The organism is Variovorax sp. 22077, assembly GCF_052044195.1.
GTDB lineage: Bacteria > Pseudomonadota > Gammaproteobacteria > Burkholderiales > Burkholderiaceae_C > Variovorax > Variovorax atrisoli.
Genome location: NZ_JBQEQC010000013.1, coordinates 189207 through 211403, shown reverse-complemented (window position 1 = coordinate 211403; position 22197 = coordinate 189207). Strand labels below are relative to the sequence as shown.

Below are 22197 nucleotides of genomic sequence, written 5' to 3'. Positions count from 1 at the left end.
CAGCCTGCTGGACATCGAGCGCGACGCCCTTCACCGCGAGACGCGCCGGCAGCAGCGCTTGCACGACGAGGCCGACGTGCTCGTCACCCAGCGACGCTGGGACGCACTGGGTCGTCTGGAGGATGTGCAGGTGGAAGGAGCCCGCCGGGGGCGGGCCGCGGATGCCATCCCTTCCCATCTGCTCGGGCAGTGGCGCCAGCGTCACTACCGCTACGCCGCTGCCGGTCAGCTCGCTGCCCTCCAGACCGCAGGCGGCGACGTGCATTACCGCTACGACGCACCAGGCCGCCTGATCGGTGCCCTCAGCGCAGATGGCGAGCAGCGATGGCCGTTCGACCCCGCCGGCAATCGGCTGCCCTCCCTGCCTGAGGAGTATTCGCAGGGCCCGGCCCCAGGCCCGATCCGGGACACCGATGGCTGGGCCGCGCAGGTCCGCAGCCAGTGGTTCGACAGCGGGTTCGACGTGCTGGGGCTGAACGGGGCGACGCCCGCGTTGCCGGCCGACGGTGTAGCGCGGTGGCACGGCAACCGCATCGGATGCAGCGAGGACGCGACCTATCTTTACGACAGCAGGGGCAACCGGACGCAAGCCATGCACGCAAACGGGCGCAGGCTCCTGATGCACTACGACGGCGCCAACCGCCTTGTCGAGGTGCAGATGTTCGACAAGCAGGCAAGCCACGTGTGCAGCTATACCTACGATGCCCATGGCCGGCGCCTGCGCAAGACCGTGAGGGAACGCGCCCATCCACTGGCGGAGGTCCAGGAAAGCCGCACCTGCTATGGGTGGGACGGCGATCGGCGAGTGCGCACCCAGCATTGGCGCCCAGGCGGGGACAAGCAGACCACGCACACGATCTACGAGCCGGGCAGCTTCACCCCGCTGATACAACTGGAAATGGTAGACGCTGCGTCGACTGGCGCGCCGGCTGCACAGACCACGGGTCGGCAGGCGCAGCAGGCCCTGGGGGATGCGTTCAAGAACCTGCCGACGGACATCCGCCGGAACATGGAGGACCTCTTGCAGCTGGCGGTGGCGCGCGCTCTGCCCTCCCCGATCATCGTGCGTCACTACCACTGCGATGCGCTCGGCACGCCACAGGCGCTCACGGACGAGCATGGCGATCCCGTGTGGATGGCACGACCTGACCCCTGGGGCAACCTGCAGGAAGAATACAACCCCCACGGCATTGACCAACCGATCCGGCTGCCGGGGCAGCATCACGACGCGGAGACGGGCCTGCACTACAACCGACATCGCTACTACGATCCGCGCCCAGGCACCTATGTCAACCAGGATCCGATCGGATTGCAAGGCGGACCGAATCCCTATTCGTACGCCGCCAATCCGCTGGAATGGATCGATCCCCTCGGACTCAACCCCGCAGGCTGCGCCGTGGGCGCCAGCATCGGTGTGTGGGGCGGCGGCGTGGGCGCCGTTCCGGGGTGCGCAATCGGCGCCGGCGTCGGGACGGCGCTGGTGCTCGGCGCAGTCGCGCTGGGGCTGTCAGGCGACACGCCCCAGCACAGCAATACCGCCGCAAAGACGGACCCCTGGGGAGTGCCGATCGACCCCAAGGCCGATACATTGGGCCAGGCCCACAAGAATGCCATCAGCCGTACGAGTCCCGGCTACGGAGGAAACTGCTCGCCGGATGAATACGACAGGTTGCACGACGACTACAAGCAAAAATGCGGACAGTCGGACAGGCTGGGTGCCTGCACATCCGGAATGAGCCCCTCTCAGCTTTCGGCAAGAAGACAGGCGTTCGGACAATGCGCGCGAGCGCGCGAGGAAATCATGAACCAGTGCTTTGCGGGCGGCGACTACAACCACAGGCAACAGGCCGGCAACGTCTGGAACGCCTACAAGAACTGCGCAGGCACGCCATGAACCGCCAAGACCTCGACGAGGAATCCCTGCGCCGCCGGATACTGGAAGCCTTTCCCGAGAAGAGGCTTCCGGCGGAATGCTTTGCCGACGACGCCTCGTTGGGCTTTGACGGCCAAGGAACCGCGCGTATCAACGATCATCTGGGCGGCAGGCTGTGGACGGAGGTCGATTGGACGGCCATCCTCGCATTGCAGCTCGACGCATGGCAGAGCATCGATCAACTCGAGATCGAAGCCTATCGGTGCGCGTTTCCATCGCTGCTGCTGTACATCGCAGGCTCCCACGAGGATTTGCTCTCGGAGCAGTTCATCGAGATGCACCTGAACCTCGGCAACGTGTTCAGGGAAGAAGAGTCCGGCTTTCTCGCATCCCTGGACGACGGACAAGCCGCATGTGTAGCGCTGGTGCTCCTATCGCGCATCGAAAGCCAGAGACAATCGCGCCTCAGCCGGGACGCACTGGACTCCTATTGGGGACTGTTCCTGCCCGAGGGCCGATGAGCGCCGGCCGAAGGCCGTCATCGGCCGAAATGGCCGAGACGTCTAGTCGCCAGGAGCACTACGAAGTGCAAGTGGCGCGAAGCGATGGTCAACGGTCATTCCAAGGGCCTCTGACCGCGAATGGCAAAGCTTGCCATAGTGCGTTAGAGTGTCTTGCATGACGACTATGAATATTTCGCTTCCTGACGAAATGAAGGCATTTGTGGATGCGCAGGTTGCAGACCGGCGCTATGGCAATGCCAGCGAGTACATGCGCGACCTCATCCGTCGGGATCTGGCGCGCGAGCAATTTCGAGCGGTCATTCTTGCCGGCCTCGAATCCGGGCCCGCGGTGGAATGGACGTCCGCGCACTTCGACGGACTGCGCGCTGAAATCGCCCATGCCCAGACGGCAGTGACGAGCTTGTCGGGTGCCGCTGCCGAGAGAAAGACCAAGGCCCCACCCGCAAAGGCCACGAAGAAGAAATCGGCCCGCGCGTGAAGGGTGCGAAGCGATTCCTTGTCCGCCCTCGTGCCGGCGCGCAGATTTCCGCGGCGATTCAGTACTACGCGGCGACCATGCAGGCTCCAAGCGCGGCAAAGGGTCTGATCGACGAGCTTCAGAAAGCATATGGGCTCATCAAGCGAAACCCCGATGCCGGGTCGCCGCGCCTCGAGGCCGAACTGGGGATGCCTGGCCTGCGCTCATGGAAGCTTTCCCGATACCCCTACCTGATCGTCTATTTCCGGCATCCGGATTTCGTGGACGTGGTGGATGTGCTTCACACGCGCACCGACTACGTCGCCGCCCTGATCGACGAGCTGGGCTCGCCCTGAGTCGTTCCGCCTGGCACGAATGCGGCCCGTTTGAAATCAAGCGATCCCAGCAGATTGCCGGGTCTCGAGACCGCTCTGACCATGCACCTTTGGCCGAAACAGCAAGCCTGAATGTCTGCACAGCAGCGCAGGCGGCGGGCTCAGGTCGAGCCTGCGCATATATCCAGTTAGCGGTGGAGAATCTCGCACACGCCTGCGCAGCGGACAGGTCAGCCTTCCAGGAACTCGAATCCCATCGTCCGCGCGTGGTAGTGCAGCCCGCCGTCCTGAACGATCAGGAAGCGGGCGCCCTGCGCGCCCACGTTGTGATGCGAATGCGGTGCGCCCGGCGGCGTCACCAGCGTGGCCCAGGGAGCCCAGGGGCAGCGCTCGCCGCCGACCATCGAATGGCAGCTCTCGCCCTGCACCACCAGCGTGATGGCGGCCGAGTTGTGGCGATGCGTTCGCTGGTGGGTGTGCGGCTGCAGCGTGTTGAAGCTCAGCGTCAGCGTGGGGGTGAGGTTGCGCGCAGCGGCCTGCCGGTCGGAAGAGAAGATCAGCGCGCGGCCTGAGGTCTCCTCGCGCGTGCCGGAGGAGAAGATCAGCGCCAGCTGGCGCTCGATCTCCGCGGCCGGATAGTGCACTGCGTCGATGGTCGCATCGGTCACGGGCGCCGGTTGCGTACGCTCGAAAGCCAGCTGCGGCTCATTGCCGACGCTCCAGAGCAGCGCACCTTCGGCACCGGCCTGCAGCCGGTAGCCCGTTGCCCCCGGCAGCAGGAACACGTCGCCTGCGCCGAAGGCGAAACCCTCGACCGCGCCCGTCACGCGTCCGCCCCCGGAAATCACATACCAGACCGAGCCGGTGGCACACACATCCAGCGGCAGCAGCGTGTCGCGTGCCGCAATGCGCACGTAGCGTGCCAGCATCAGCGGCGTGGTGGCCGCAAAGCCGCAGCCGAGCGCTTGGGACTGGTCGCAGTCGAACACGCCGAAGCGCCCCTCCTGCGGCGGCGCGAACAGCCGCGCGGGCACCTCAGGCAGCTTCACGTTGAAGGCGTTGCCGGAGTTGAAGAAGCGCGCCCTGGCCTGCGCCGCGCTGGCCGGGGCGTGCGGGTGCTGCATCGGCAGGTCGGCCATGTCGACCACGTCGGCGGCCACGGTGGCATTCATGGTGTCTCGCCCTCCCCGGCTGCCGCGTAGGGAAGCAGCACGTTCAGCAATACGTCGGCGCCGGCTGCCACGTGCGCCGGCTCGGCCCATTCGTGTTCCGCGTGGCTCACGCCGCCCCGGCACGGAATGAAGATCATCGCGCTGGGGCACAGCGGTGCCATGTGGCGCGCGTCGTGGCCCGCGGCCGAGAGGATCGGCATGTGCGGCACGCCGATGCGTCCTGCAGCCCGTGCGATCGACTGCTGCAGCGAAGCATCGAACCCGTTGGAAGGCGCGTCGACCAGCGCGGTCACCCGCACGCGGCACGGCGCAGCCAAGGCCTCGCACAGCTCGGCCAGCCGCTGCCCCAGGTGGCGAAGCACCGCGTTGTCGGGATGCCGCAGGTCGATGCGCATCGTCACGCGTTCCGGCACCACCGAGGGTGCATTCGGCTCGACCTGCAGGCGGCCGATGGTGAACTTCACGAGGTCGTCGTGGCCGCCTATCTCGGTGTAGAGCGCCGCCGCGATGCGCGTGAAGGCTTCCAACGCGTCGCGCCGGTCGGCCATCGCAAGCGTGCCTGCATGGCCGCGCTCGCCTTCGATCACGATGTCGAAGGTCTTCTTGCCCTGGATGCCGGTGACCACGCCGATCGTGCATTGCTGCGCCTCCAGCACCGGTCCCTGCTCGATGTGCGCCTCCAGGTAGGCCGCGACCGGAAAGCCCAGCGGCCGCCGCCGCAGCGCAGGAAACGCCGCATGCAGCGCGTCGAGCGCATCGCCGACCGCGACGCCGTCGGCATCGCGCACCTCGCGCACGGCCTCCAGGCTGCGCACGCCGGCGAAGGATTCCGAACCCATCATGCCGGGCGCGAAGCGCGAGCCCTCCTCGTTCATCCACGCCACGCAGACGATGTCCACCGGCGGCTGCACGCGGCGCTCGGCCAGCGTGGTCAGCACCTCGAGGGCCGCGACAACGCCATACACGCCATCGAAGCGGCCGCCGCCGGGCTGGCTGTCCAGGTGGCTGCCCGCGAGCACGGGCGGCGCATCGCGGTCGGCGCCCGGCAGCGCGATGAAGAGATTGCCCACCGCGTCGGTCGACGGCTCCAGCCCGGCCGACAGCGCCCAGTCGATCATCGCGTGCCATGACGCGATCTCCTCCGCGCTCAGCGCCTGCCGGTCCACGCCGCCGCCCGGCGTGGCACCGATGCGCGCGAGCGCCATGAGCCGGCTCCAGAGCCGCTCGGCGTCGATGCGCCAGGCGCCCTGCACCTGGGTGGCTGCGGCGGTGTCCATCAGTCGGTCTTCATGATCTGGCTGGGCAGCGCGCGCGGATCGCGCGGCTTCCACTGGCCGGCCTCGACCTGCGCGAAGAACTCCGCGAGCAAGGCGTTGAACGCGGCGGGCTCTTCCAGGTTGAGCGTGTGGCCGGTCTTGGGCATCACCGCCAGGCCGCAGGCCGGCAGCGTCTTCTTGAGGAAGATGCCGGGCTGCAGGCAGTGGTCGTCCTCGTCGCCCACGACCACGAGCGAGGGGACGGCCATCGCGCGCAGGTCGCCTTCCAGGTCGTAGATCGAGGGCCGCCGCGCCTGCACGCCGCGCATGGTGTTGGCCGCGCCCACGGCGTCGTGCTGGCCGAGCCAGGTCGCGAATTCCTGCCAGCCGCGCGGGTCCTTGTTCTGGAACTGCACGCGGCTCGCGCCCAGCGAATAGGTGCGGGCGAATTTCTCGGAGCCTTGCGCCTCGAACTGCCGCGCGACCTCGAGCGAGACGCCGCGGAAGTATTCCTCGTGCTCCTTCTCGGCGCCGTAACCCGCGCCGGCGATCACGAGCGAAGAGGCCCGCTTCGCATGCCGGAGGCCGAAATGCAGCGTGGCGAAGCCGCCCATCGACAGCCCCACGATGTGGGCGCGTGCGAGCCCCAGCGCGTCCATCACGGCCACGATGTCGTCGGCCGCGATGGCCTGCGAATAGCGCTCCACGTCGGCGGGCACGTCCGAGGGCGGATAGCCGCGCGCGCCGAAAGTCACGCACTGGTGGCGCCGCGCGAAGTAGCGCATCTGAGGTTCCCAGCTGCGGTGGTCGCCGCCGAACTCGTGCACGAACACGATCGGCGTGCCGCTGCCGGCGGTCTCGTAGTAGAGGCGGATGCCGTCGGGTGTGGTGGCGAATCCCATCGTCGACGCCTCCTCAGAACAGCGCCGCCGTCGCCGGCAGCGAGCGTGCGCGCTCGACCGCCTGCGGCAACACGTCGCACAGCGCCTGCGCCCAGGCCCTGGGCACGGTGGTGGAGATCTTCACGAAGCGATGGCCGAAGCGCGGCGTGTGGTAGGTGCCCTGCCGCACCATGATGTCGTGCTCGCCGAGCGCGGTGACCAGCGCCTCGGGCGTCACCCCCGCCTTGCTGCATTCGACGACGATGAAGTTGGCCTGCGACGGGAACACCGGCACCTCGAAGCCCGGCAGCTTCGCGAAGGCGTCGACGATCATGCGCTGGTTCTCGCGCTGCTGTGTGATCACCTCGGCCATCCATTCGGCCTTCACCGACAGGCCAGCGATGGCCGCGCGCTGCGCCAGCACGCTCGCGCCCAGCGGGGCCTGCGAGTGCGGCAGGATGCGCGCGAGCAGCTCCGGCGAGGCGACGAGCGCACCGAGGCGAAGCCCCGCGAGGCCCAGCCACTTGGAGAAGCTCACGATGGTGACCGTGCCTTCCGGATAGAAGCGCGAGGCCATCGTGTGGCTGTCCGCGAAGTCGCGGTAGGTGCAGTCGTGGATGAGGATGGCGCCGATCTCGCGGGCCCTTTCGGCGAAGGCGCGGATCTCGTCCTCGGTGTAGGTGGTGCCCAGCGGGTTGTTCGGGTCCACGAGGTAGATGACGGCCGTGTTCGCGTCGGTCGACGCGGCCAGCGCCTCGGCCGAGAGCTTGAAGCCGTGCTCGGGTCCGTAGATCGGAATCTCGGTGATCGCCGAGCCAGCCTTGGCCGCGAACTGCAGCGGCCACTTCCAGCCGGGGTCGGTGGTGACGAAGCCCTTGCCCGCCGCGCAGAAGGCACGGCAGGCCAGCGCGAGCGCCGACACCGCGCCGTCGGTCACCACGGCCGACTGGTCGGGCACGCCGAGGTCGGCCACGATGGCCGAGCGCAGCGCCTCCATGCCCAGCGGCGGCGCGTAGGCGTGGAAGCTCTCGTCGTCGACGGCATCGTGCAGCGCCTTGCGCACGGCGGGGTGAAGCGGAAAGTGGTTGGTGTTCTGGCCCAGCCACATCAGATCGGGGTTGGAGAACAGGCGATCGAAATAGCGGTTGCGGGTTTCCGCATCGCTGGTCACGGCCGGCACTGCGCTCGCGGGGTTCAGCGCCGCGTTCATGCCGCGAGCCTCTGCGCCTGCTCGGCCGCCATGGCCTTCTTGCTGGTCTTGATGATCGAGCCCCGCGCCGCGATGCCGCCGTCGATGGTCACCACCGTGCCGGTGATGTAGCTCGCGCGCGGCGAGGCCAGGAACACCATCAGCTCGGCCACTTCCACCGGGGTGGCGGGGCGCCCGCCGGGGTAGTTGTCGAACAGCTCTTCCCAGCGGCCCTCGTCGCCATGGGTGTCGAGCGCGCGGCGCTTCATGAGCTTGACCATGCGGTCGGTGGCCACCGGACCCGGGTTCACGCCCACCACGCGGATGCCGTCGTCCAGGCTCACGCCGCCGAGCGCGCGCGTGAAGGCCATCACGGCCGCGTTGCCGGTGGAGCCGGCGATGTAGTTGGCGTCCCAGTTCTCGCCGGAGTTGCCGATGTCGTTCACGATCACGCCGCCGCCCGCGGCCTTCATGCGCGCGTAGTAGATCTGGCTGAGCTCCATGTAGCCCAGCACCTTGAGCTGGAAGCCGCGGCGCACCACCGCGAAGTCGAGCGACTCGATGGGGCCGGAGGGGATGTCGCCCGCGTTGTTCACGAGGATGTCGACGTGGCCGGCCGCCTCGGCCAGCTGGACCATCGCGCCGGGAGCGGCCAGGTCCATCGGGTGGATGTTGACCTTGACCGGGTGGAGCTTCTCGATTTCCTCCTTGGCCGCGGCGAGTGCGACGCCGTCGCGCGCAGCGAGTTGCAGATGGCAGCCTTCGGCCGCGAACGAATGGGCGGCCGCAAGGCCGATGCCCTTGGAGGCACCGGTGATGAGTACGGTCTTGCCTTCGAGTTCGAGTTTCATGGGGTTGTCCTGGGATGCGGGAATGCGATCGGAAAGGGAATGGAAGAAGGAAGGCTCAGGCGACGCCCGCGTCCTGCTCGGACAGCGCGGCGATCAGGTCGACGATGTCGTCCTCCAGCAGGCTCACGTGGTCGATGGCGGCGTTGAACGCGGCGCCCGGGTCGTTGCGCCGGATGGCGTCGAGGATGGCGCCGTGCTCGCCGATGGTGGCGCTCATGCGCCCGGGCTGGAAGGTCACGTAGCGGCGGTACACGCGCACCCGCTTGCGCAGCGCACGGGTCTGCTCGGCCAGGTAGTGGGTGTTGGACGCCTCGTAGAGCGCGTCGTGGAAGTCCTGGTTCACGTCGTAGAAGCGCGAGTGGTCGCCCGAGGCGAGGATGCTGGTCAGCTCGTCGTGCAGCTGGCTCATGCGCTGCTTCTGCGCCTCGCTGGCACGCCGCGCGGCGAACTTGGCGCACAGGCCTTCCATCACGGCCATCATCTGGAACATCTCGATGAGCATCGGCAGCGAGATGCGCGCCACGCACACGCCGCCCTGGCGGCTGCGCAGGTCGACCAGCCCGGTGGCGGCCAGCGCCTTGAGCGCCTCGCGCACCGGCGTGCGCGAGACCTTGAAACGCTCGGCCAGCTCGGCCTCGTCGAGCCGCGCGCCGGGTTTCATGACGCCGCTGACGATCAGGTCCTCCAGCGTGTCCTTCAGCTCGTCTGACAGCGTGGCGCCCTTGCCGCGCTGGCGCTCGCGCGCACGCAGCGCCGATGGCTCCACCATCTCGGGGTCGTTCGGTTCCATGTTCTGCCTTCCTTGTTGTGGTTGTGTTCGTTTCTTGTCGGGCACAGGCCCTCGACGCGTCTCTGGTCTCTATCGTGGCGGGGTTGCGGCGATCCGGTCAGAACGGCCTGTCGCCCGCCACGGTGGTGCGGTGCATCACGCGGCGGTACGTGTTGTCGTCGTAGGGCGTGGCGCGGTGCATGGTGCAGCGGTTGTCCCACACCAGCAGGTCGCCGGCCAGCCACTTGTGGCGGTAGCTGAACTCCGGCGAGATGGCGTGCGCGTTCAGCTCGGCCAGCAGCGCCGCGCTCTCCTCCGCGGGCAGGCCGTCGATCTGCTTGACGACGTCCTCGCCCACGTAGAGCGAGAGGCGGCCGGTCTCGGGATGGGTGCGCACCAGCGGGTGCACCACGTCGGGCGTAGCGGCCAGCTGCTCGGGCGTGAGCGGGTTGCGGTCGGCGAAGGCCTTGCCGTAGTAGTTGGCATAGCTGTGGGTGGCGGTGAGGTGGCGGATGCGCGCCTTCATGGCGTCGTCGAGCGCGTCGTAGGCGGCGTGCATCGAGGCGAAGAAGGTGTCGCCTTCCACCGGCGGCACTTCGAGCGCATAGAGCAGCGCGCCCATGGAAGGCTCCGCCTTGTACGAAAGGTCGGAGTGCCAGTTCCAGCCTTCCTTGTGGTTTCCGATGGGCTTGCCGTTCTCCGACACGTTCGACAGCACGTAGACCTCGGGATGCTCCTTCTTCAGGAACTGCGTGAGCACGTGGCCCAGCAGCGGTCCGAAGCGCCGCGAGAAGGCCACGTGCTGCGATTCGTTGATGCGCTGGCCGCGAAACAGCAGCACCGAGCGCTGGTTGAGCGTCTCGCGCAGCACCGCGAAGTCGTCGTCGCTCACGGGCTCGCGCAGGTCCAGCCCTTTGACTTCGGTGCCGATGAAGGAGGTGAGGTTCTCGAGTTGCATGGTCGGAATGAGTCTCTGTGGATGAGGAGTAGGGAAGTTGCCGGCGCTCAGAGCCGGTAGTCGGGCTGGGTGCGCTCCAGCATGCGCAGGAACGCAGGCCATTCGCGCGTACCGGGCGGCAGGATGTCGCCGGCGAATTCGGTGAACTGGCGCGCGGCGAGCGCGCTCACTTCGGGCTGCGGATACACCAGCGACTCGCCGGGGGCGAGCCCGCCCTGCGCGAGCAGCTGCACCTTGGCCGCCTTCTCGAAGTAGTACATGAGGATGAAGGCCTCGGGGATGGTCCGCCCCACGGTCAGGATGCCGTGGTTGCGCAGCACCAGCGTGTGGTGCGCGCCCAGGTCGCGCACCAGCCGCTCGCGCTCGCCGGTCTCCAGCGCGACGCCCTCGTAGTCATGGAAGGCGGTGTGGCCCTGGTAGCGCATCGCGAACTGGCTCAGCGGCGAAAGGCCGTTGGGCATGGCGGCGATCGCCGTGCCGGCTTCCGAATGCGTGTGCAGAACGCACAGCGCATCGGGACGTCCCGCATGGATTGCGCTGTGGATCACGAAGCCGGCGCGGTTGACCTCGGCGTCGGTGTCGTCGACCTTGTTGCCCTCCAGGTCGATCTTCACCAGCGAGGAAGCCGTCACTTCCGAGAACACCAGCCCGTAGGGATTGATGAGGAAGTGGTGCTCCGGCCCCGGCACGCGCGCCGAGATGTGGTTGTAGATCAGGTCGTCCATGCCGAAGTGCGCCACCAGCCGGTAGCAGGCGGCGAGCTGCACGCGCAGTTCGGCTTCGGTTTCGGGGTACACGCAAGGATGGGGTTTGATCGCTGTCATATCGATTGCTTCGTCACGCGCCACGCCAGATCCGGTGTCTGTTCACGCAACACCGCGGAACCGGCTTTGCCGGCCCGCTGGTGTTGCCTCCTGCAAGCGGGAAGGCGTGCGCGACACGAAGTGCGCGAAGACTGGGGTGTTGTTCGTTCATCGCCACCACACCAGTTTCTGGTCGATCCAGACCAGCAGGCCGTAGAAAACCATGCTCGCGATCGACGCCACCAGCACCGCCGCCCACACGCTCAGCAGGTCCACCTGCTGCGTCGATTCATAGATCATTCGCCCGAGCCCCGCGTAGGCGCCGAGCATCTCGCCGACGATCGCCACGATCATGCTGCGCGGCACCGAGACACGCAGCGCCGTGACCACCGACGGCATCGCCACCGGCAGGCGAAGGCGCCAGACGATCTTCAGCTGGCCTGCCCCGAAGCTGCGCATCAGGTTCACCGCCGCGGCATCGGCCTGCTTGAGTCCGTGCAGCGCATTCACCAGCATGGTGAAGCCCACGGCCAGCGCCACCAGGGCGATCTTCGATGCCGCGCCGAGGCCGAACCAGATCAGGAAGAGCGGCGCATAGGCCACCGTCGGCACCGCGTTCACCGCCACGGCCAGCGGCATCACGATGCGCTCCAGCGGCGGCGCGAGCAGAAGCACCACCGCCAGCAGCAGCCCGAGCAGGCTGCCCAGCGCATAGCCGCCGAGGGCCTCGCCCAGGGTGGACAGCAGCGCGGCCATGAGCCGGCCGGTATCGCTGAACGCGTGCCGCACGATCGCGTCCAGGCTCGGCAGCACGAAGGGTGGGATGCCGAAGAGCAGGATCGCGCCCTCCCACACCACCAGCAGCACGACGATGCACAGCACCACCGGAACGACGGGCGATGCCATCAGCTTTCGCTGCGCCACCATACGAGCCTCCTTTCCACGAAGGTGAGCAGCCCGTAGAGCAGCGCACCCATCAGCCCGCAGGCGAACATCACGACCCACAGGCGCACCACGAGGTCGGCATTCATCGCTTCCATGAGCATCACGCCCAGGCCCACGGTCTCGCCGAACCACTCGCCCACCACCGAGCCGATCAGGCTCAGGCCGATGGCCACGCGAAGCCCGACCATCACCTGCGGCAGCGCCGAAGGCACGGCCAGCCTGAAGAACATGACGAAGCGGCCCGCGCCGAAGCTCTTCATCAGCGCGACGCGCTGCGGGTCGCAGGACTTGAGCCCGCGCAGCGTGTTCACCGTCACCGGGAAGAAGGTCAGGAAGAAGGCGGTCATCACCTTGGCCAGCAGCGAGTTGCCGAACCAGATGACGATGAGCGCGCCGAAGGCCACCACCGGCACCGTCTGCGACACCACGAAGAGCGGGAACACCGAGCGCTCCATCCAGCGCGAGTAGGTGAATACCGTGCCGCAGAAGAAGCCGAAGAGCGCACCGGTCGCGAAGCCGAGCACGGTCTCCAGCAGCGTGCGGCCGAAGCCGCGCACCAGCTGGGGCCACACCGACCACGCGTCCTGCGCGATGGCGCTGAGCGCGGGCAGCAGCCTTGGCGATGGCGCGAAGGCGTGCACGCAGAGCTCCCACACCAGAGCCAGCCCCACGAAGGCCAGCGCGGGAGAGCGCACTGCACGCTGCAGGAAGGCGTTCACGAAGCAGTGCCCTCCTGCGCGAAGGTCTTGCGGCTTTCCTCCTCGATCTCGGCGAGCAGGCGCTGCTTGATGCGGATGAACTCCGGCGTCAGCACCACCGAGGGATCGCGCGGGCGAGGCAGGTCGATCGCGGTCTCGCTCTTGACGGTGCCCGGGCGGGCGCTCATCACCAGCACGCGGTCGCCCAGCACGATGGCCTCGTCAATGTCGTGCGTGATGAAGAGCACCGTGCGCCGGTGGCGCGCCCAGATTTCGAGCAGCCAGTGCTGCATGCGGCTGCGCGTGAGCGCGTCGAGCGCACCGAAGGGCTCGTCGAGCAGCATCAGGTCGCGCTCGAACAGGAAGGTGCGCATCAGGGCCACGCGCTGGCGCATGCCGCCCGAGAGCTGGTGCGGATAGTGCCCCGCGAAACCTGCGAGACCGAACTCCGGCAGCATCGCACGGGCCCGCTCGCGCGCTTCCTTGCGCGGCACGCCCTCCACTTCAAGCGCGAGGATGGCGTTGTCGAGCACGGTGCGCCACGGAAACAGCAGGTCGCGCTGCGGCATGAACGACACCTTGCCCAGCAGCTGGCCGTCGCGCTGCGGCGCGCCGCCGAACAGCAGCGAGCCGTCGTCGTCGGGCGGCAGCAGCCCGGCGATCATGTTGAAGAGCGTCGACTTGCCGCAACCCGATGGGCCCACGAGCGTGACGAACTCGCCCTTGGCGATGCGCAGGTTGACGCTCGACACCGCAACGGTGCGCGCCTGCGCGTCACCGAAGCGCTTCCACACGTTGACCAGTTCGAGCATGGGCGGCGCCGTATCGCCCACGGCGGCGGGCGGCATCACTTCATGAGGCATGAATTTCATGGCTTCGGGTCGCGACGGCAATGGGGCTCAGAACTTCTTGTCGGCCACGGGCACCTGCGTCCAGAAGCTGGGGTCGTAGGCCTTCGAGAGATCCGCCGGAGCCTTCAGCGCCTTGTAGCCCACGAGCTGGGTCTGCATCTTCTCGACGGTGGGCAGGTCGATGGCGAGGATGCCATCGGTAGAGCCCTTGCCGGCCTTCACCAGCTTCTCGAATTCGTCGAGCATGGCTTCCTGGTGCGCACGATTGAGGCTGGGGGCCGCGGCCATGACGATGTCGATGGCCTCCTTCTTGTTCTGCAGCGCGTACTTCCAGCCCTTGATGGTGGCCGTGAGGAAGGCCTGCACCTGCTGCGGCTTCTCGTTGCGGTACTTCTCGGAAACCAGCACCGTGTCCTGCTGTACCACCACGCCGTAGTCGTCGGGCTTGATGAGCGTGAGCTTGTCGCCCAGTCCCTGTTCCTTGAGCGTGTTGAGCTCGTTGTAGTAGGTGGCCGCGGCCACGTCGAACTGCTTCTCGACGAACGGCGCCATGGAGCCCGACTGGGGAACGATGGTCAGGTCGCTCTGCTTCACGCCGGCCGAGGCGAGCATCGAGTACAGCGTGTACTGCGTGCCGGTGAACCAGGTGGCGACCTTCTTGCCCGCGAAGTCCTTCACCTTGGTGATCCCGGAATCCTTGTAGGTCACATAGGTGAAGGGCGTGTTCTGCACGGTCACGCCGATGCATACGAGCGGCAGGCCCTTCTCGCGGGCGAGAAGCACGGTCTCGGTGCCGCCGGCGAGGCCGAAGGTGTCGTTGCCCGAGGCCACCAGCGTCTCGACGTTGAGATTGGGACCGCCGGGGTTGATGGTGAGGTCGAGGCCTGCCTGGTCATAGAACCCCTTGGCCTTGGCCACGTAGAAGCCGGCGAACTGCGCCTGCGCCAGCCATTTGAGGCGCAGCGAAACCTTCTCGGCGGCGGACGCGGGCATGCCCGCCAGAAGAGCCATCGACGTCGCGACGGCGGCCAGGATACGCAAGGACTTGAAAGACATTGGATGGCCTCGTGAATACAAAAACTTCTTTAAGCAGTATTCATGCCATGCCATTTCGGGCTGTTTTTTGGCGCACGGAAGTGGAAATTGGCCCGAAACATGCACCGGAGTGCAGCTTCCGCCCCACTTCGAACTTCCCATGAACCGAATGCATGCGCTGACCGACCTGTCCGCCCGCGAGGCTGCCGCCCTGATGAGGTCCGGCGAACTGCGCGTCACCGATTACGCGCAGGCCCTGCTGAACAGGGCCGGCGCGACCGCGTCCTACGGCGCCTTCCTGCACCTGGACCCGCCCGCGCTTCTTTCCGCCGCCGCGGCGCTCGACGCCGCGCCGCGCCCGGCGCCGGGCACACGTCCGCTGCACGGCGTGCCGCTGGCCTTCAAGGACAACATCGACGTCGCCGGCATGCCGACCACAGCCGGCAGCCCGTGGATGGCCGATCACCGCCCGCGCCTCCACGCGGGCGTGACGCAGCGGCTGCTCGATGCGGGCGCGCTGGTGCTCGGCAAGTCGAACCTGCACGAATGGTCGCAGGGCGTCACGGGCCACAACCACGGGTTCGGCCCCTCGCGCAATCCCTTCGACCCCGCCCGCGTGACAGGGGGCTCCAGCGGCGGCAACGCAGCACTCTTGGGCCTGCGCGCCGCGCCGGCCGCCATCGGCACCGACACCGGCGGCTCGGTGCGCGTCCCTGCCGCGCTGTGCGGACTGACGGGCTTCCGCCCGACCGTGCGCCGCTGGCCCGACGAAGGCCTCGTGCCGATCTCGCCGACCTTCGACACTGCCGGCGTCATGGCGCGGTGCGTGGATGACTGCGTCCTGATCGACCACGCGGTGGCGGGAGGCCCCGCTCAGCTCGGCGCCACGCCGCTCGCGGGCGTGCGGCTGGGCGTGCCGCAAGCCTGCTTCTGGGAGGAGCTCGATCCGCCCGTGGAGCGGCTGGCGCGCGAGAGCCTCGAACGGCTCGCGGAGGCCGGCGCCGTGCTGGTGCCCTGCGACCTGTCCGAGGCCGATGCGCTGTTTCGCGAAGGATCGATGACGATCTCGCTGTTCGAGATCCTGCCCGCGCTGGCGGCCTACTTCGCGCGGCACGACCGCCCCTTCGATGCGCGCGCGCTCGCCGATGCCGTGGTCAGCCCCGACGTGCGGCCGCTCTTCGAGCGCCTCTTCGGCGCGACCGCGATCACCCCCGAGGCCTACGCGCGCGCACTGCACACGCTGCGCCCACGCATGCAGGCGGCCTACCGGGAATGCTTCGCACGGCACGCGCTCGCCGCGCTCGTCTTTCCGACGAGCCCGCTGACCGCCGCGCGCATCGGCGAAGACGTGGAAGTCATGCTCTGCGGCCGCGCCACCACCGCTTTCTCGGCCTACATCCGCAACACCGGCCCCGCCGGCATGGCCGGCCTGCCGGCATTGAGCCTGCCGATCGGACTGACCCTGGAGGGCCTGCCCGCCGGACTGGAACTGACCGGCGCCGAGGGCACCGACTCGGCACTGCTGGCGCTGGCCCTCGGCGTGGAAGCGGTGCTGCCCCCGGCGCCCGTCGCGGACGCGGTGCAGCTGCGCTGCTGACACCCACTGGCGAAAGCCCTAATGGGCAAGGGCAAGGCTCGCGCGCATCGAAGCCATGCAGCGAATCGCGCGGCCGGGGCGAGATCAACCCAGAGGCAGGGACGCTAACCGGAAGCGCTTGATTCGGCAGCGCGCAGCCAGGCCAGGAGATCGGCCACGGGGTCGATGACCGAATGCAGCCCCTCTGCCCGCAATGCCGCGGCCAGCTCCAGGCCGACGGCACCCACCACAAAGATCTTGTCCTGCGAAGCGGGCTCCAGTTCGCGGCAGAGTCTCCGCAGCTCTGCGAGGGCATCGTCCGGCCGGGCCGCCACGGCAGCAGGCATGGCGTCCAAGACCCTCCAGTTGCCCACGACCGAGCCGTGGCCGGTGGCGTCGAACGCACGCTCGTACAGCGCCGTCATGCTCATGTCGAAGGTGATCACCTGCAGCTTGCGGCCCAGGCTTCGGTGCTGCGCGAGCACGCTGCGGGTGAAGCCGAAGGCCGCGTCCCCAAGTTGCCTGCGCACGATGTCATAGCCCGTGTCGAGCGAAGACATCACCACGACCCGATCGAAGCCCGCGCGAAGGCTGCGAAGGCTCCGATCCAGGGCCTCGACTGCCTGCGCGTTCTCCAGCGCGGTACCGATGATCCGAGGGGCGCCCTCCACTTTCGCGACCTCCCATTCGTCGGCGTGCCACCCGCACCGCGCGATGTGCCGCCGCAGCGTGGCGGTGATCTCGTCGCTCGAGTTGGGATTGAGGAACAGCGTTCTCATCAACGGCCCGCCGGGAACCTGCTGCGCCAGAAGTCGGCGATGTCCCGGCGACGGCAGAACCACACATCGGGGAAAGCGGACGCCTCCCGCAGGAAATCGCGCAACGCATCCGCGCGTCCGGGCCTTCCCGCCAGGCGCAGGTGCAGCCCGATGGACATCATCGCGGGGTGACGGTTCGCCTCGCGGCGGAGGCAGGCCAAGGTGCGGCGCAGGTGGTCCGTGAAGTCGTCCGGCGTGTCGAAGCCCGGCGCCGAAGCGAAGCGCATGTCGTTGCAATCGAAGCTGTAGGGCAGCACCAGATGGGAATGACCGCGCACGTCCGTCCAGTAGGGAAGGTCGTCGTTGTAGCCATCGCTGTCGTACATGAGCCCCTGCTCCACCGCCAGGGCGCGCGTGTTGGCGCTGACGCGTCCGGTGTACCAGCCGACCGGGCGCTGGCCGCAGAGGCGCTCCAGCACATCGAGCGATCGCACCATGTGCTCGCGTTCCTTCGCCTCGGGCATGCCGTCGTGGTCGATCCAGCGCGCACCATGCGAAACCACCTCATGGCCGGCATCGACGATCGAGCGCGCCGCCTCGGGGTTCTTCTCCAGTGCGCCGGACACCGCGAAGTAGGTGGCAGGCAAGCCGCACTCGCGCAGCAGTTCCAGGATCCGCCAATGGCCGACCCGGCTTCCGTACTCGTAGTGCGACTCCACCACGAGGTCGCGGCGGCCTGCACGAGCCACTGCACCAGCCACGTCGCTGTTCAGGGCCTCGGAATGGGTGTCGCCCTCCAGGACGCAGTTCTCCCCGCCTTCCTCGTAGTTGACAACCACGCTGACGGCGACCCGCCGGCCGCCCGGCCATTCGAAGTCGGGCCGGCTGCGGCCATAGCCGACGAAATCCCTGGCCGGCGCGTTCATTGCTGCGTCCTGGCCTTCGACACGCACAAGGCAATCGTCGCGAGACCGATCGCGCAATAGAAGGAGATGTACAGGGGATTGTCGAAACGATCGAGCAGCCAGATGCAGATGCTCGGTGCCAGCGCGCCGCCGAAGACGCCTGCCAGCTGGAAGCCCAGCGATGCGCCGGTGCACCGCACCCTGGACTCGAACATGTCGGGAATGAAGGCGGCCAGCGGCGCCCACAAGGAAGCCTGGCAGACCATGCCGACCACGGAAGCCAGGATGACCAGCGAGGGAATGCGCGTCTCCAGCAGCGGAAAGTAGGCGAAGGACCAGACGATCGATGCGGCGACGCCGGCCAGCAGCATCCCCTTGCGGCCGAAGCGGTCCGACAAGGCCCCGAACAGCGGGATCGCGACCACGCCGACGACAGCACCCCACAGCACGGCATTCAGGGCCAGCTGGCGCGGAAGACCCAGCCGGGTCGGCACGTAGATCAGCAGCAGCATCGAAAAGACATACCAGATGACGCCTTCGCCCGCACGCACGCCGATGGCGAGCAGAACCTGGCGCCAGTGGTGGCGAAGCGTCTCCATCAGCGGAGCCTGGGCCTTGCGCGAACCGTGCTCCAGGCTCTGGAACACCGGCGATTCGGACACCGTGCGACGGATGAAGTAGCCGATGCCGACCAGGAAGATGCTGGCGAGGAAGGGAATCCGCCATCCCCAGTCCATGAACTCGGCGTCGTCGGTGATGGTGTTGATGAAGCCGAACATTCCGTTGGCGATGAGCACTCCGATCGGACTTGCCACCTGCACCAGGCTTCCATAGAAGCCTCTGCGGCGCCCTGCGGTATCGAACTCGTTGACCATCAGTGCGGCCCCGCCCCATTCGCCGCCGAGCGCCAGCCCCTGCGCGAAGCGCAGGACCGCAAGCGTCAGCGGAGCCAGCAGCCCGACCTGTGAATAGGTGGGAAGCAGGCCGATCAGAAAAGTGGACAGCCCCATGATCAGGAGCGTCGAGACCAGCACGAAGCGCCTGCCGACCTTGTCGCCGAGCGAGCCGAAGATCGCGGCACCGACAGGGCGCGCGACGAAGGCGATGCCGTACGAAAGCAGCGACAGGAGGGTGGCGATGAAGGGATCGGACTGCGGGAAGAACAGCTTCGGAAAGACCAGCGCCGCGGCGGTGCCGAAGATGAAGTGGTCGTAGAACTCCAGGGTGGTACCGATCAGGCTTGCGGCGGCGACGCGCCGGGGGCTGGTGGTCTTGCGGGCCGACCGTGCGTCGGCCTGTTGCGCGACGCGGGCGGTGGAAGCTGATGTCATGGGCATCTCCTGCATTGCTTGTGTTCGCGTCATTGCAGCACCCATGCAATCATCAGACAATCAGAATGATCTGAACGATTATTCTCCAAACATGAATATTACGCTCAGGCAGATCAAGGCATTCCTGGCCGTCGCGGACACGGGCGCGTTCGCGCGCGCGGCCGAGCGCATGCATGTCTCGCCCTCTGCCCTGTCCACCCTGGTCAAGGAACTGGAGGCACAGATCGGCCTGAAGCTCTTCCATCGCAGCACGCGCGTGGTCCACTTGACCGAGGCAGGGGCCGAGTTCCGTCCGTTGGCTCGCAAGGCGCTCGACGATCTGGAGGCGGCGGTCGCCGGATCCCGCGCCCTCGCCCAGGTCAAGCGCGGCAGGGTCACGGTGGCGGCGTCCATCGTGGTCGCAGCCACCCTGCTGCCCTGGGTCATGCAGTCCTTCCGGCAACGCCACCCGGGTATCCAGTGCATCCTCAAGGATGGATTCGAGGAGACCATCCGCGACCAGGTGCGCCGGGGAGAGGTGGACCTCGGCGTGGGAACGCTCATCGAAGGCGAGCCAGGCCTGTCGGAAGTCACCCTGTACAGGGACCATCTGGTGGCGTTGATGCCCGACGGCCATCCGCTGACGCAACGCGGCTCGGTGAGTTGGCGCGAGCTGGCGCAGCACCCTCTGGTCTGCCTGCCCGAGCGCAGCCCGTCACGGGCATTGGCGGACGACGCATTCGAGGCCGCCGGGCTCAAACCGGTGCCTGCCTACGAAGCGACCTTCTCCTCCACCTTGATCAGCATGGTGGCCGCAGGCATGGGCGTTGCGGCCCTTCCGGTGAACGTCCGACAGCTCTCGGGCCGCGCAGGCGTACAGGCCCGGATGCTGGTTCGACCGACCGTCAAGCGTCAAATGGGTGTCTACTGGCGAAATGACGCAGCGCTCACCCCCGCCGCCAACGCATTCCTCAAGCATCTGCAGAGCTTCGTTCGCACCAACCGGGGCCTGCCGGATGAGGCGGCAGACGTGGACAGTCGCTGAGCCTGACCACGCAGCGGCGGCTACGAGTCCGGACGATCGAGCGAAGCAGCGGCCCAGTCGCAGCTCAGGCGCGGGCTCAGGCAGGTCCCGCGCAGGTCTCGCGGCAGTTCGAAAGCCGGCCTTCGTCAGAAGGCACTCTTGACGACACCGCCGTCGACGCGCAGCGCGGCCCCGGTGGTTGCCGACGCGAGCGGACTTGCCACGAAGGCCACGAGCGAGGCCACCTCCTGCGGCGAAGCGAAGCGCTTGATCAGCGACGTGGGGCGGACGTGGTCGAAGAACTCGGCCTCGACCTGTTCGAAGCTCTTGTCGCTCGATCGCGCCATGCCCTCCACGAAGTCGCCGACGCCGCGCGATTTCGTCGGGCCCGGCAGCACGCTGTTCACCGTGATGTTCGTGCCGGCGACCGATTCCGCAAGGCCGCGCGAAACCGCGAGCTGCGCGGTCTTCGTCATGCCGTAGTGGATCATCTCGGTCGGAATCTGCACCGCGCTCTCGCTCGAGATGAAGATGATCCGTCCCCAGTTCGTGCGCTTCATTTCCGGCAACACCAGGCGCGCAAGGCGCACGCCGCTCAGAACATTGACGTCGAAGAAGCGCTGCCAGTCTTCATCGGGGATGTCTTCGAAAGCCTTGGCTTCGAAGATGCCGAGGTTGTTGACGAGGATGCCGATGCCAGGATGACGGCGCACGACCTCTTCGGCGGCGTCGGCCCGGCTGAGGTCTGCGGCATAGCCCGTCACCGTGCCATGCGTCTCCAGGCGGATGCGATCCACCGCCTCGTCGACCGCCGGCTGTGACCTGCCGTTGACGATGACGCTCGCGCCCTCCTGGGCCAGGGTGCGCGCGATGGCGTAGCCGATCCCGGCCGTGCTGCCGCTGACCAGCGCCAGCTTGCCACTGAGTTGAAGGTCCATGTCCGTTCTCCTTAGGTTCGAAGTTTGTGTCCGTGAAGGCCTGCACCCGTGCCGTTGGCACGACGGCGCGCGGCAGGCACTCGCTGTCGGTGAGGAGGCAGCCCCATCAGCCCTGTCCCAGGAAAGCGATCAGCGCGGGGATGACCTGGTCTGGCGCCTCTTCCATCAGCCAGTGCCCGGACCCCTTCACGATCACGCCCTGCACGTTGGTCGCCACCATCCTGCCCTGTTCGATCAGGAACGTGCCGCCCGCCTTTTCGCCGGAGAGAACCAGCATCGGCATGGGCAGCGGCGTCTTGCCCAGTTCCGCGAACTCTGCCGCATCCTGCTCGAAGGCCTTGAAATATTCAAATCCCGCGCGCATGCCGCCAGGTTGTGCGTAGGCCTTTGCATAGAACCGGCGATCGGCCTCGGGCACCGAATGCTTGGGATCGGCCGCGAAGTCGTTCCAGAAATGCTCGAAATAGATGCGCTCGCGCCCACTCACGAGCGCCAGCGGCGTCGGGCCGTGGAAGTGGAAATGCCAGAGGTCGCGAAGGAGCCAGACGTTCTGCCATGCGCCGATACCGGGCAGGAAGGCATCCATGAGCACCACCCTGTCCGTCTCCGAAGGAAACTGGGCAGCGTACGCGTAGGCCACCATCAGCCCGATGTCATGACCCACGATGCTGGCGCTGCGGATGCCCAGCGAGCGGACGAGTTCATGGATGTCGACGGCCATGTTCTTCTTTCCGTAGCCCGTCTCGGGTTTCGACGAATTGCCGGCTCCGCGAAGGTCGGGCACGACCACCGTGTGCGTCTTCGCGAGCAGCGGCATCAGCGGATTCCACATGTGTCCGGTCTCGGCATAGCCATGCAGCAGCACGACGGCCGGGCCGGTGCCGCCAATGCGGTAGTCGATGCGGGTGCCATTCACCTGCGCGCTGCCTGCGCGGAAGCCAGGGACGGCGTCGACGACCGGTGCGGCATGCGCCGGGGCACCCATGGCAAGTGCGGCGCCAACCGCGGCTGCGCCAGCGATCAGCGTGCGCCGGACAGGGCTGGAAAGGGAGGTGGGCTGGGTCGATGTCATGCTGAATTTCCTTTGTG

23 protein-coding genes are annotated in these 22197 nt (G+C 67.5%); 6 read left to right on the top strand and 17 right to left on the bottom strand.

What is annotated here, in order from left to right:
* The 4 genes from ACTJLF_RS20295 to ACTJLF_RS20280 all read left to right on the top strand — a co-directional run.
* The coding region (locus ACTJLF_RS20295) for an RHS repeat-associated core domain-containing protein (protein WP_440883797.1) at window positions 1-1894 on the top strand (1894 nt) is incomplete at its 5' end.
* Window positions 1891-2394, top strand: coding sequence for a hypothetical protein (locus tag ACTJLF_RS20290; protein ID WP_440883796.1), 504 nt, complete (start codon window positions 1891-1893; stop codon window positions 2392-2394). The genes ACTJLF_RS20295 and ACTJLF_RS20290, both read left to right, overlap by 4 nt.
* 157 nt (window positions 2395-2551) lie before the next feature.
* A complete protein-coding gene (locus ACTJLF_RS20285; protein ID WP_126186329.1) occupies window positions 2552-2875 on the top strand; it encodes a type II toxin-antitoxin system ParD family antitoxin in 324 nt (107 codons plus the stop codon).
* Window positions 2872-3210, top strand: a complete 339-nt coding sequence (locus ACTJLF_RS20280; protein WP_126186328.1) for a type II toxin-antitoxin system RelE/ParE family toxin — start codon at window positions 2872-2874, stop codon at window positions 3208-3210. Before ACTJLF_RS20285 ends, ACTJLF_RS20280 begins: the two co-directional genes overlap by 4 nt.
* Window positions 3211-3419: 209 nt before the next feature.
* Here the strand turns inward: ACTJLF_RS20280 and ACTJLF_RS20275 are convergent, their stop codons facing one another.
* From ACTJLF_RS20275 to ACTJLF_RS20220, 12 genes are all read right to left on the bottom strand, one after another.
* Window positions 3420-4361, bottom strand: coding sequence for a cupin domain-containing protein (locus ACTJLF_RS20275; RefSeq protein WP_164713624.1), 942 nt, complete (start codon window positions 4359-4361; stop codon window positions 3420-3422).
* A complete protein-coding gene (locus tag ACTJLF_RS20270; RefSeq protein ID WP_126186326.1) occupies window positions 4358-5638 on the bottom strand; it encodes a Zn-dependent hydrolase in 1281 nt (426 codons plus the stop codon). The genes ACTJLF_RS20275 and ACTJLF_RS20270 overlap by 4 nt, the downstream gene beginning before the upstream one ends.
* Window positions 5638-6519 carry an alpha/beta fold hydrolase gene (locus ACTJLF_RS20265; RefSeq protein WP_019658679.1) on the bottom strand — a complete coding sequence of 294 codons (882 nt, stop codon included), beginning with the start codon at window positions 6517-6519 and terminating at the stop codon, window positions 5638-5640. The genes ACTJLF_RS20270 and ACTJLF_RS20265 overlap by 1 nt, the downstream gene beginning before the upstream one ends.
* Before the next feature lie 13 nt (window positions 6520-6532).
* Window positions 6533-7708, bottom strand: a complete 1176-nt coding sequence (locus ACTJLF_RS20260) for a pyridoxal phosphate-dependent aminotransferase (protein WP_440883795.1) — start codon at window positions 7706-7708, stop codon at window positions 6533-6535.
* Window positions 7705-8538: an SDR family oxidoreductase gene (locus tag ACTJLF_RS20255; RefSeq protein WP_019658677.1), complete on the bottom strand. Its 834-nt coding sequence runs from the start codon at window positions 8536-8538 to the stop codon at window positions 7705-7707. The genes ACTJLF_RS20260 and ACTJLF_RS20255 overlap by 4 nt, the downstream gene beginning before the upstream one ends.
* 55 nt (window positions 8539-8593) lie before the next feature.
* Window positions 8594-9328 (bottom strand): GntR family transcriptional regulator, encoded by a 735-nt coding sequence (locus ACTJLF_RS20250; protein ID WP_019658676.1) that lies wholly within the window; start codon window positions 9326-9328, stop codon window positions 8594-8596.
* A 97-nt stretch (window positions 9329-9425) separates the two neighbouring features.
* Entirely contained in the window at window positions 9426-10265 is an 840-nt protein-coding gene (locus ACTJLF_RS20245; RefSeq protein WP_019658675.1) for a TauD/TfdA dioxygenase family protein, read from the bottom strand.
* 47 nt (window positions 10266-10312) lie between these two features.
* Window positions 10313-11089 (bottom strand): class II aldolase/adducin family protein, encoded by a 777-nt coding sequence (locus tag ACTJLF_RS20240; RefSeq protein ID WP_440883794.1) that lies wholly within the window; start codon window positions 11087-11089, stop codon window positions 10313-10315.
* A 147-nt stretch (window positions 11090-11236) separates the two neighbouring features.
* Window positions 11237-11995 carry an ABC transporter permease gene (locus tag ACTJLF_RS20235; protein WP_019658673.1) on the bottom strand — a complete coding sequence of 253 codons (759 nt, stop codon included), beginning with the start codon at window positions 11993-11995 and terminating at the stop codon, window positions 11237-11239.
* Window positions 11974-12732 (bottom strand): ABC transporter permease, encoded by a 759-nt coding sequence (locus ACTJLF_RS20230; protein WP_126186324.1) that lies wholly within the window; start codon window positions 12730-12732, stop codon window positions 11974-11976. The genes ACTJLF_RS20235 and ACTJLF_RS20230 overlap by 22 nt, the downstream gene beginning before the upstream one ends.
* Entirely contained in the window at window positions 12729-13583 is an 855-nt protein-coding gene (locus ACTJLF_RS20225) for an ABC transporter ATP-binding protein (RefSeq protein WP_126186323.1), read from the bottom strand. The genes ACTJLF_RS20230 and ACTJLF_RS20225 overlap by 4 nt, the downstream gene beginning before the upstream one ends.
* A gap of 27 nt (window positions 13584-13610) precedes the next feature.
* A complete protein-coding gene (locus ACTJLF_RS20220) occupies window positions 13611-14618 on the bottom strand; it encodes an ABC transporter substrate-binding protein (protein WP_126186322.1) in 1008 nt (335 codons plus the stop codon).
* Window positions 14619-14757: 139 nt separating this feature from the next.
* Between ACTJLF_RS20220 and iaaH the strand changes: the two genes are divergently transcribed.
* A complete protein-coding gene (iaaH, locus tag ACTJLF_RS20215; RefSeq protein WP_440883793.1) occupies window positions 14758-16194 on the top strand; it encodes an indoleacetamide hydrolase in 1437 nt (478 codons plus the stop codon).
* A gap of 104 nt (window positions 16195-16298) precedes the next feature.
* Here the strand turns inward: iaaH and ACTJLF_RS20210 are convergent, their stop codons facing one another.
* The 3 genes from ACTJLF_RS20210 to ACTJLF_RS20200 are packed head-to-tail and all read right to left on the bottom strand — an operon-like array spanning window position 16299 to window position 19167.
* Window positions 16299-16952 carry an aspartate/glutamate racemase family protein gene (locus ACTJLF_RS20210; protein WP_126186320.1) on the bottom strand — a complete coding sequence of 218 codons (654 nt, stop codon included), beginning with the start codon at window positions 16950-16952 and terminating at the stop codon, window positions 16299-16301.
* Window positions 16952-17857 (bottom strand): polysaccharide deacetylase family protein, encoded by a 906-nt coding sequence (locus ACTJLF_RS20205; RefSeq protein ID WP_126186319.1) that lies wholly within the window; start codon window positions 17855-17857, stop codon window positions 16952-16954. Before ACTJLF_RS20205 ends, ACTJLF_RS20210 begins: the two co-directional genes overlap by 1 nt.
* On the bottom strand, window positions 17854-19167 hold the full coding sequence (locus ACTJLF_RS20200; protein WP_126186318.1) for an MFS transporter: 1314 nt from the start codon (window positions 19165-19167) through the stop codon (window positions 17854-17856). The genes ACTJLF_RS20205 and ACTJLF_RS20200 overlap by 4 nt, the downstream gene beginning before the upstream one ends.
* A 43-nt stretch (window positions 19168-19210) precedes the next feature.
* Here ACTJLF_RS20200 and ACTJLF_RS20195 point away from each other — a divergent pair, with 43 nt between their 5' ends.
* Window positions 19211-20191, top strand: a complete 981-nt coding sequence (locus ACTJLF_RS20195) for a LysR family transcriptional regulator (protein ID WP_164713621.1) — start codon at window positions 19211-19213, stop codon at window positions 20189-20191.
* A 125-nt stretch (window positions 20192-20316) separates the two neighbouring features.
* On the opposite strand, the gene ACTJLF_RS20190 is transcribed toward ACTJLF_RS20195, so the two are convergent.
* Together ACTJLF_RS20190 and ACTJLF_RS20185 are read right to left on the bottom strand one after the other, a co-directional pair.
* Window positions 20317-21108 carry an SDR family NAD(P)-dependent oxidoreductase gene (locus ACTJLF_RS20190; protein WP_019658668.1) on the bottom strand — a complete coding sequence of 264 codons (792 nt, stop codon included), beginning with the start codon at window positions 21106-21108 and terminating at the stop codon, window positions 20317-20319.
* A 106-nt stretch (window positions 21109-21214) separates the two neighbouring features.
* Window positions 21215-22180 (bottom strand): alpha/beta fold hydrolase, encoded by a 966-nt coding sequence (locus tag ACTJLF_RS20185; protein WP_132801826.1) that lies wholly within the window; start codon window positions 22178-22180, stop codon window positions 21215-21217.
* Window positions 22181-22197: the final 17 nt, after the last annotated feature.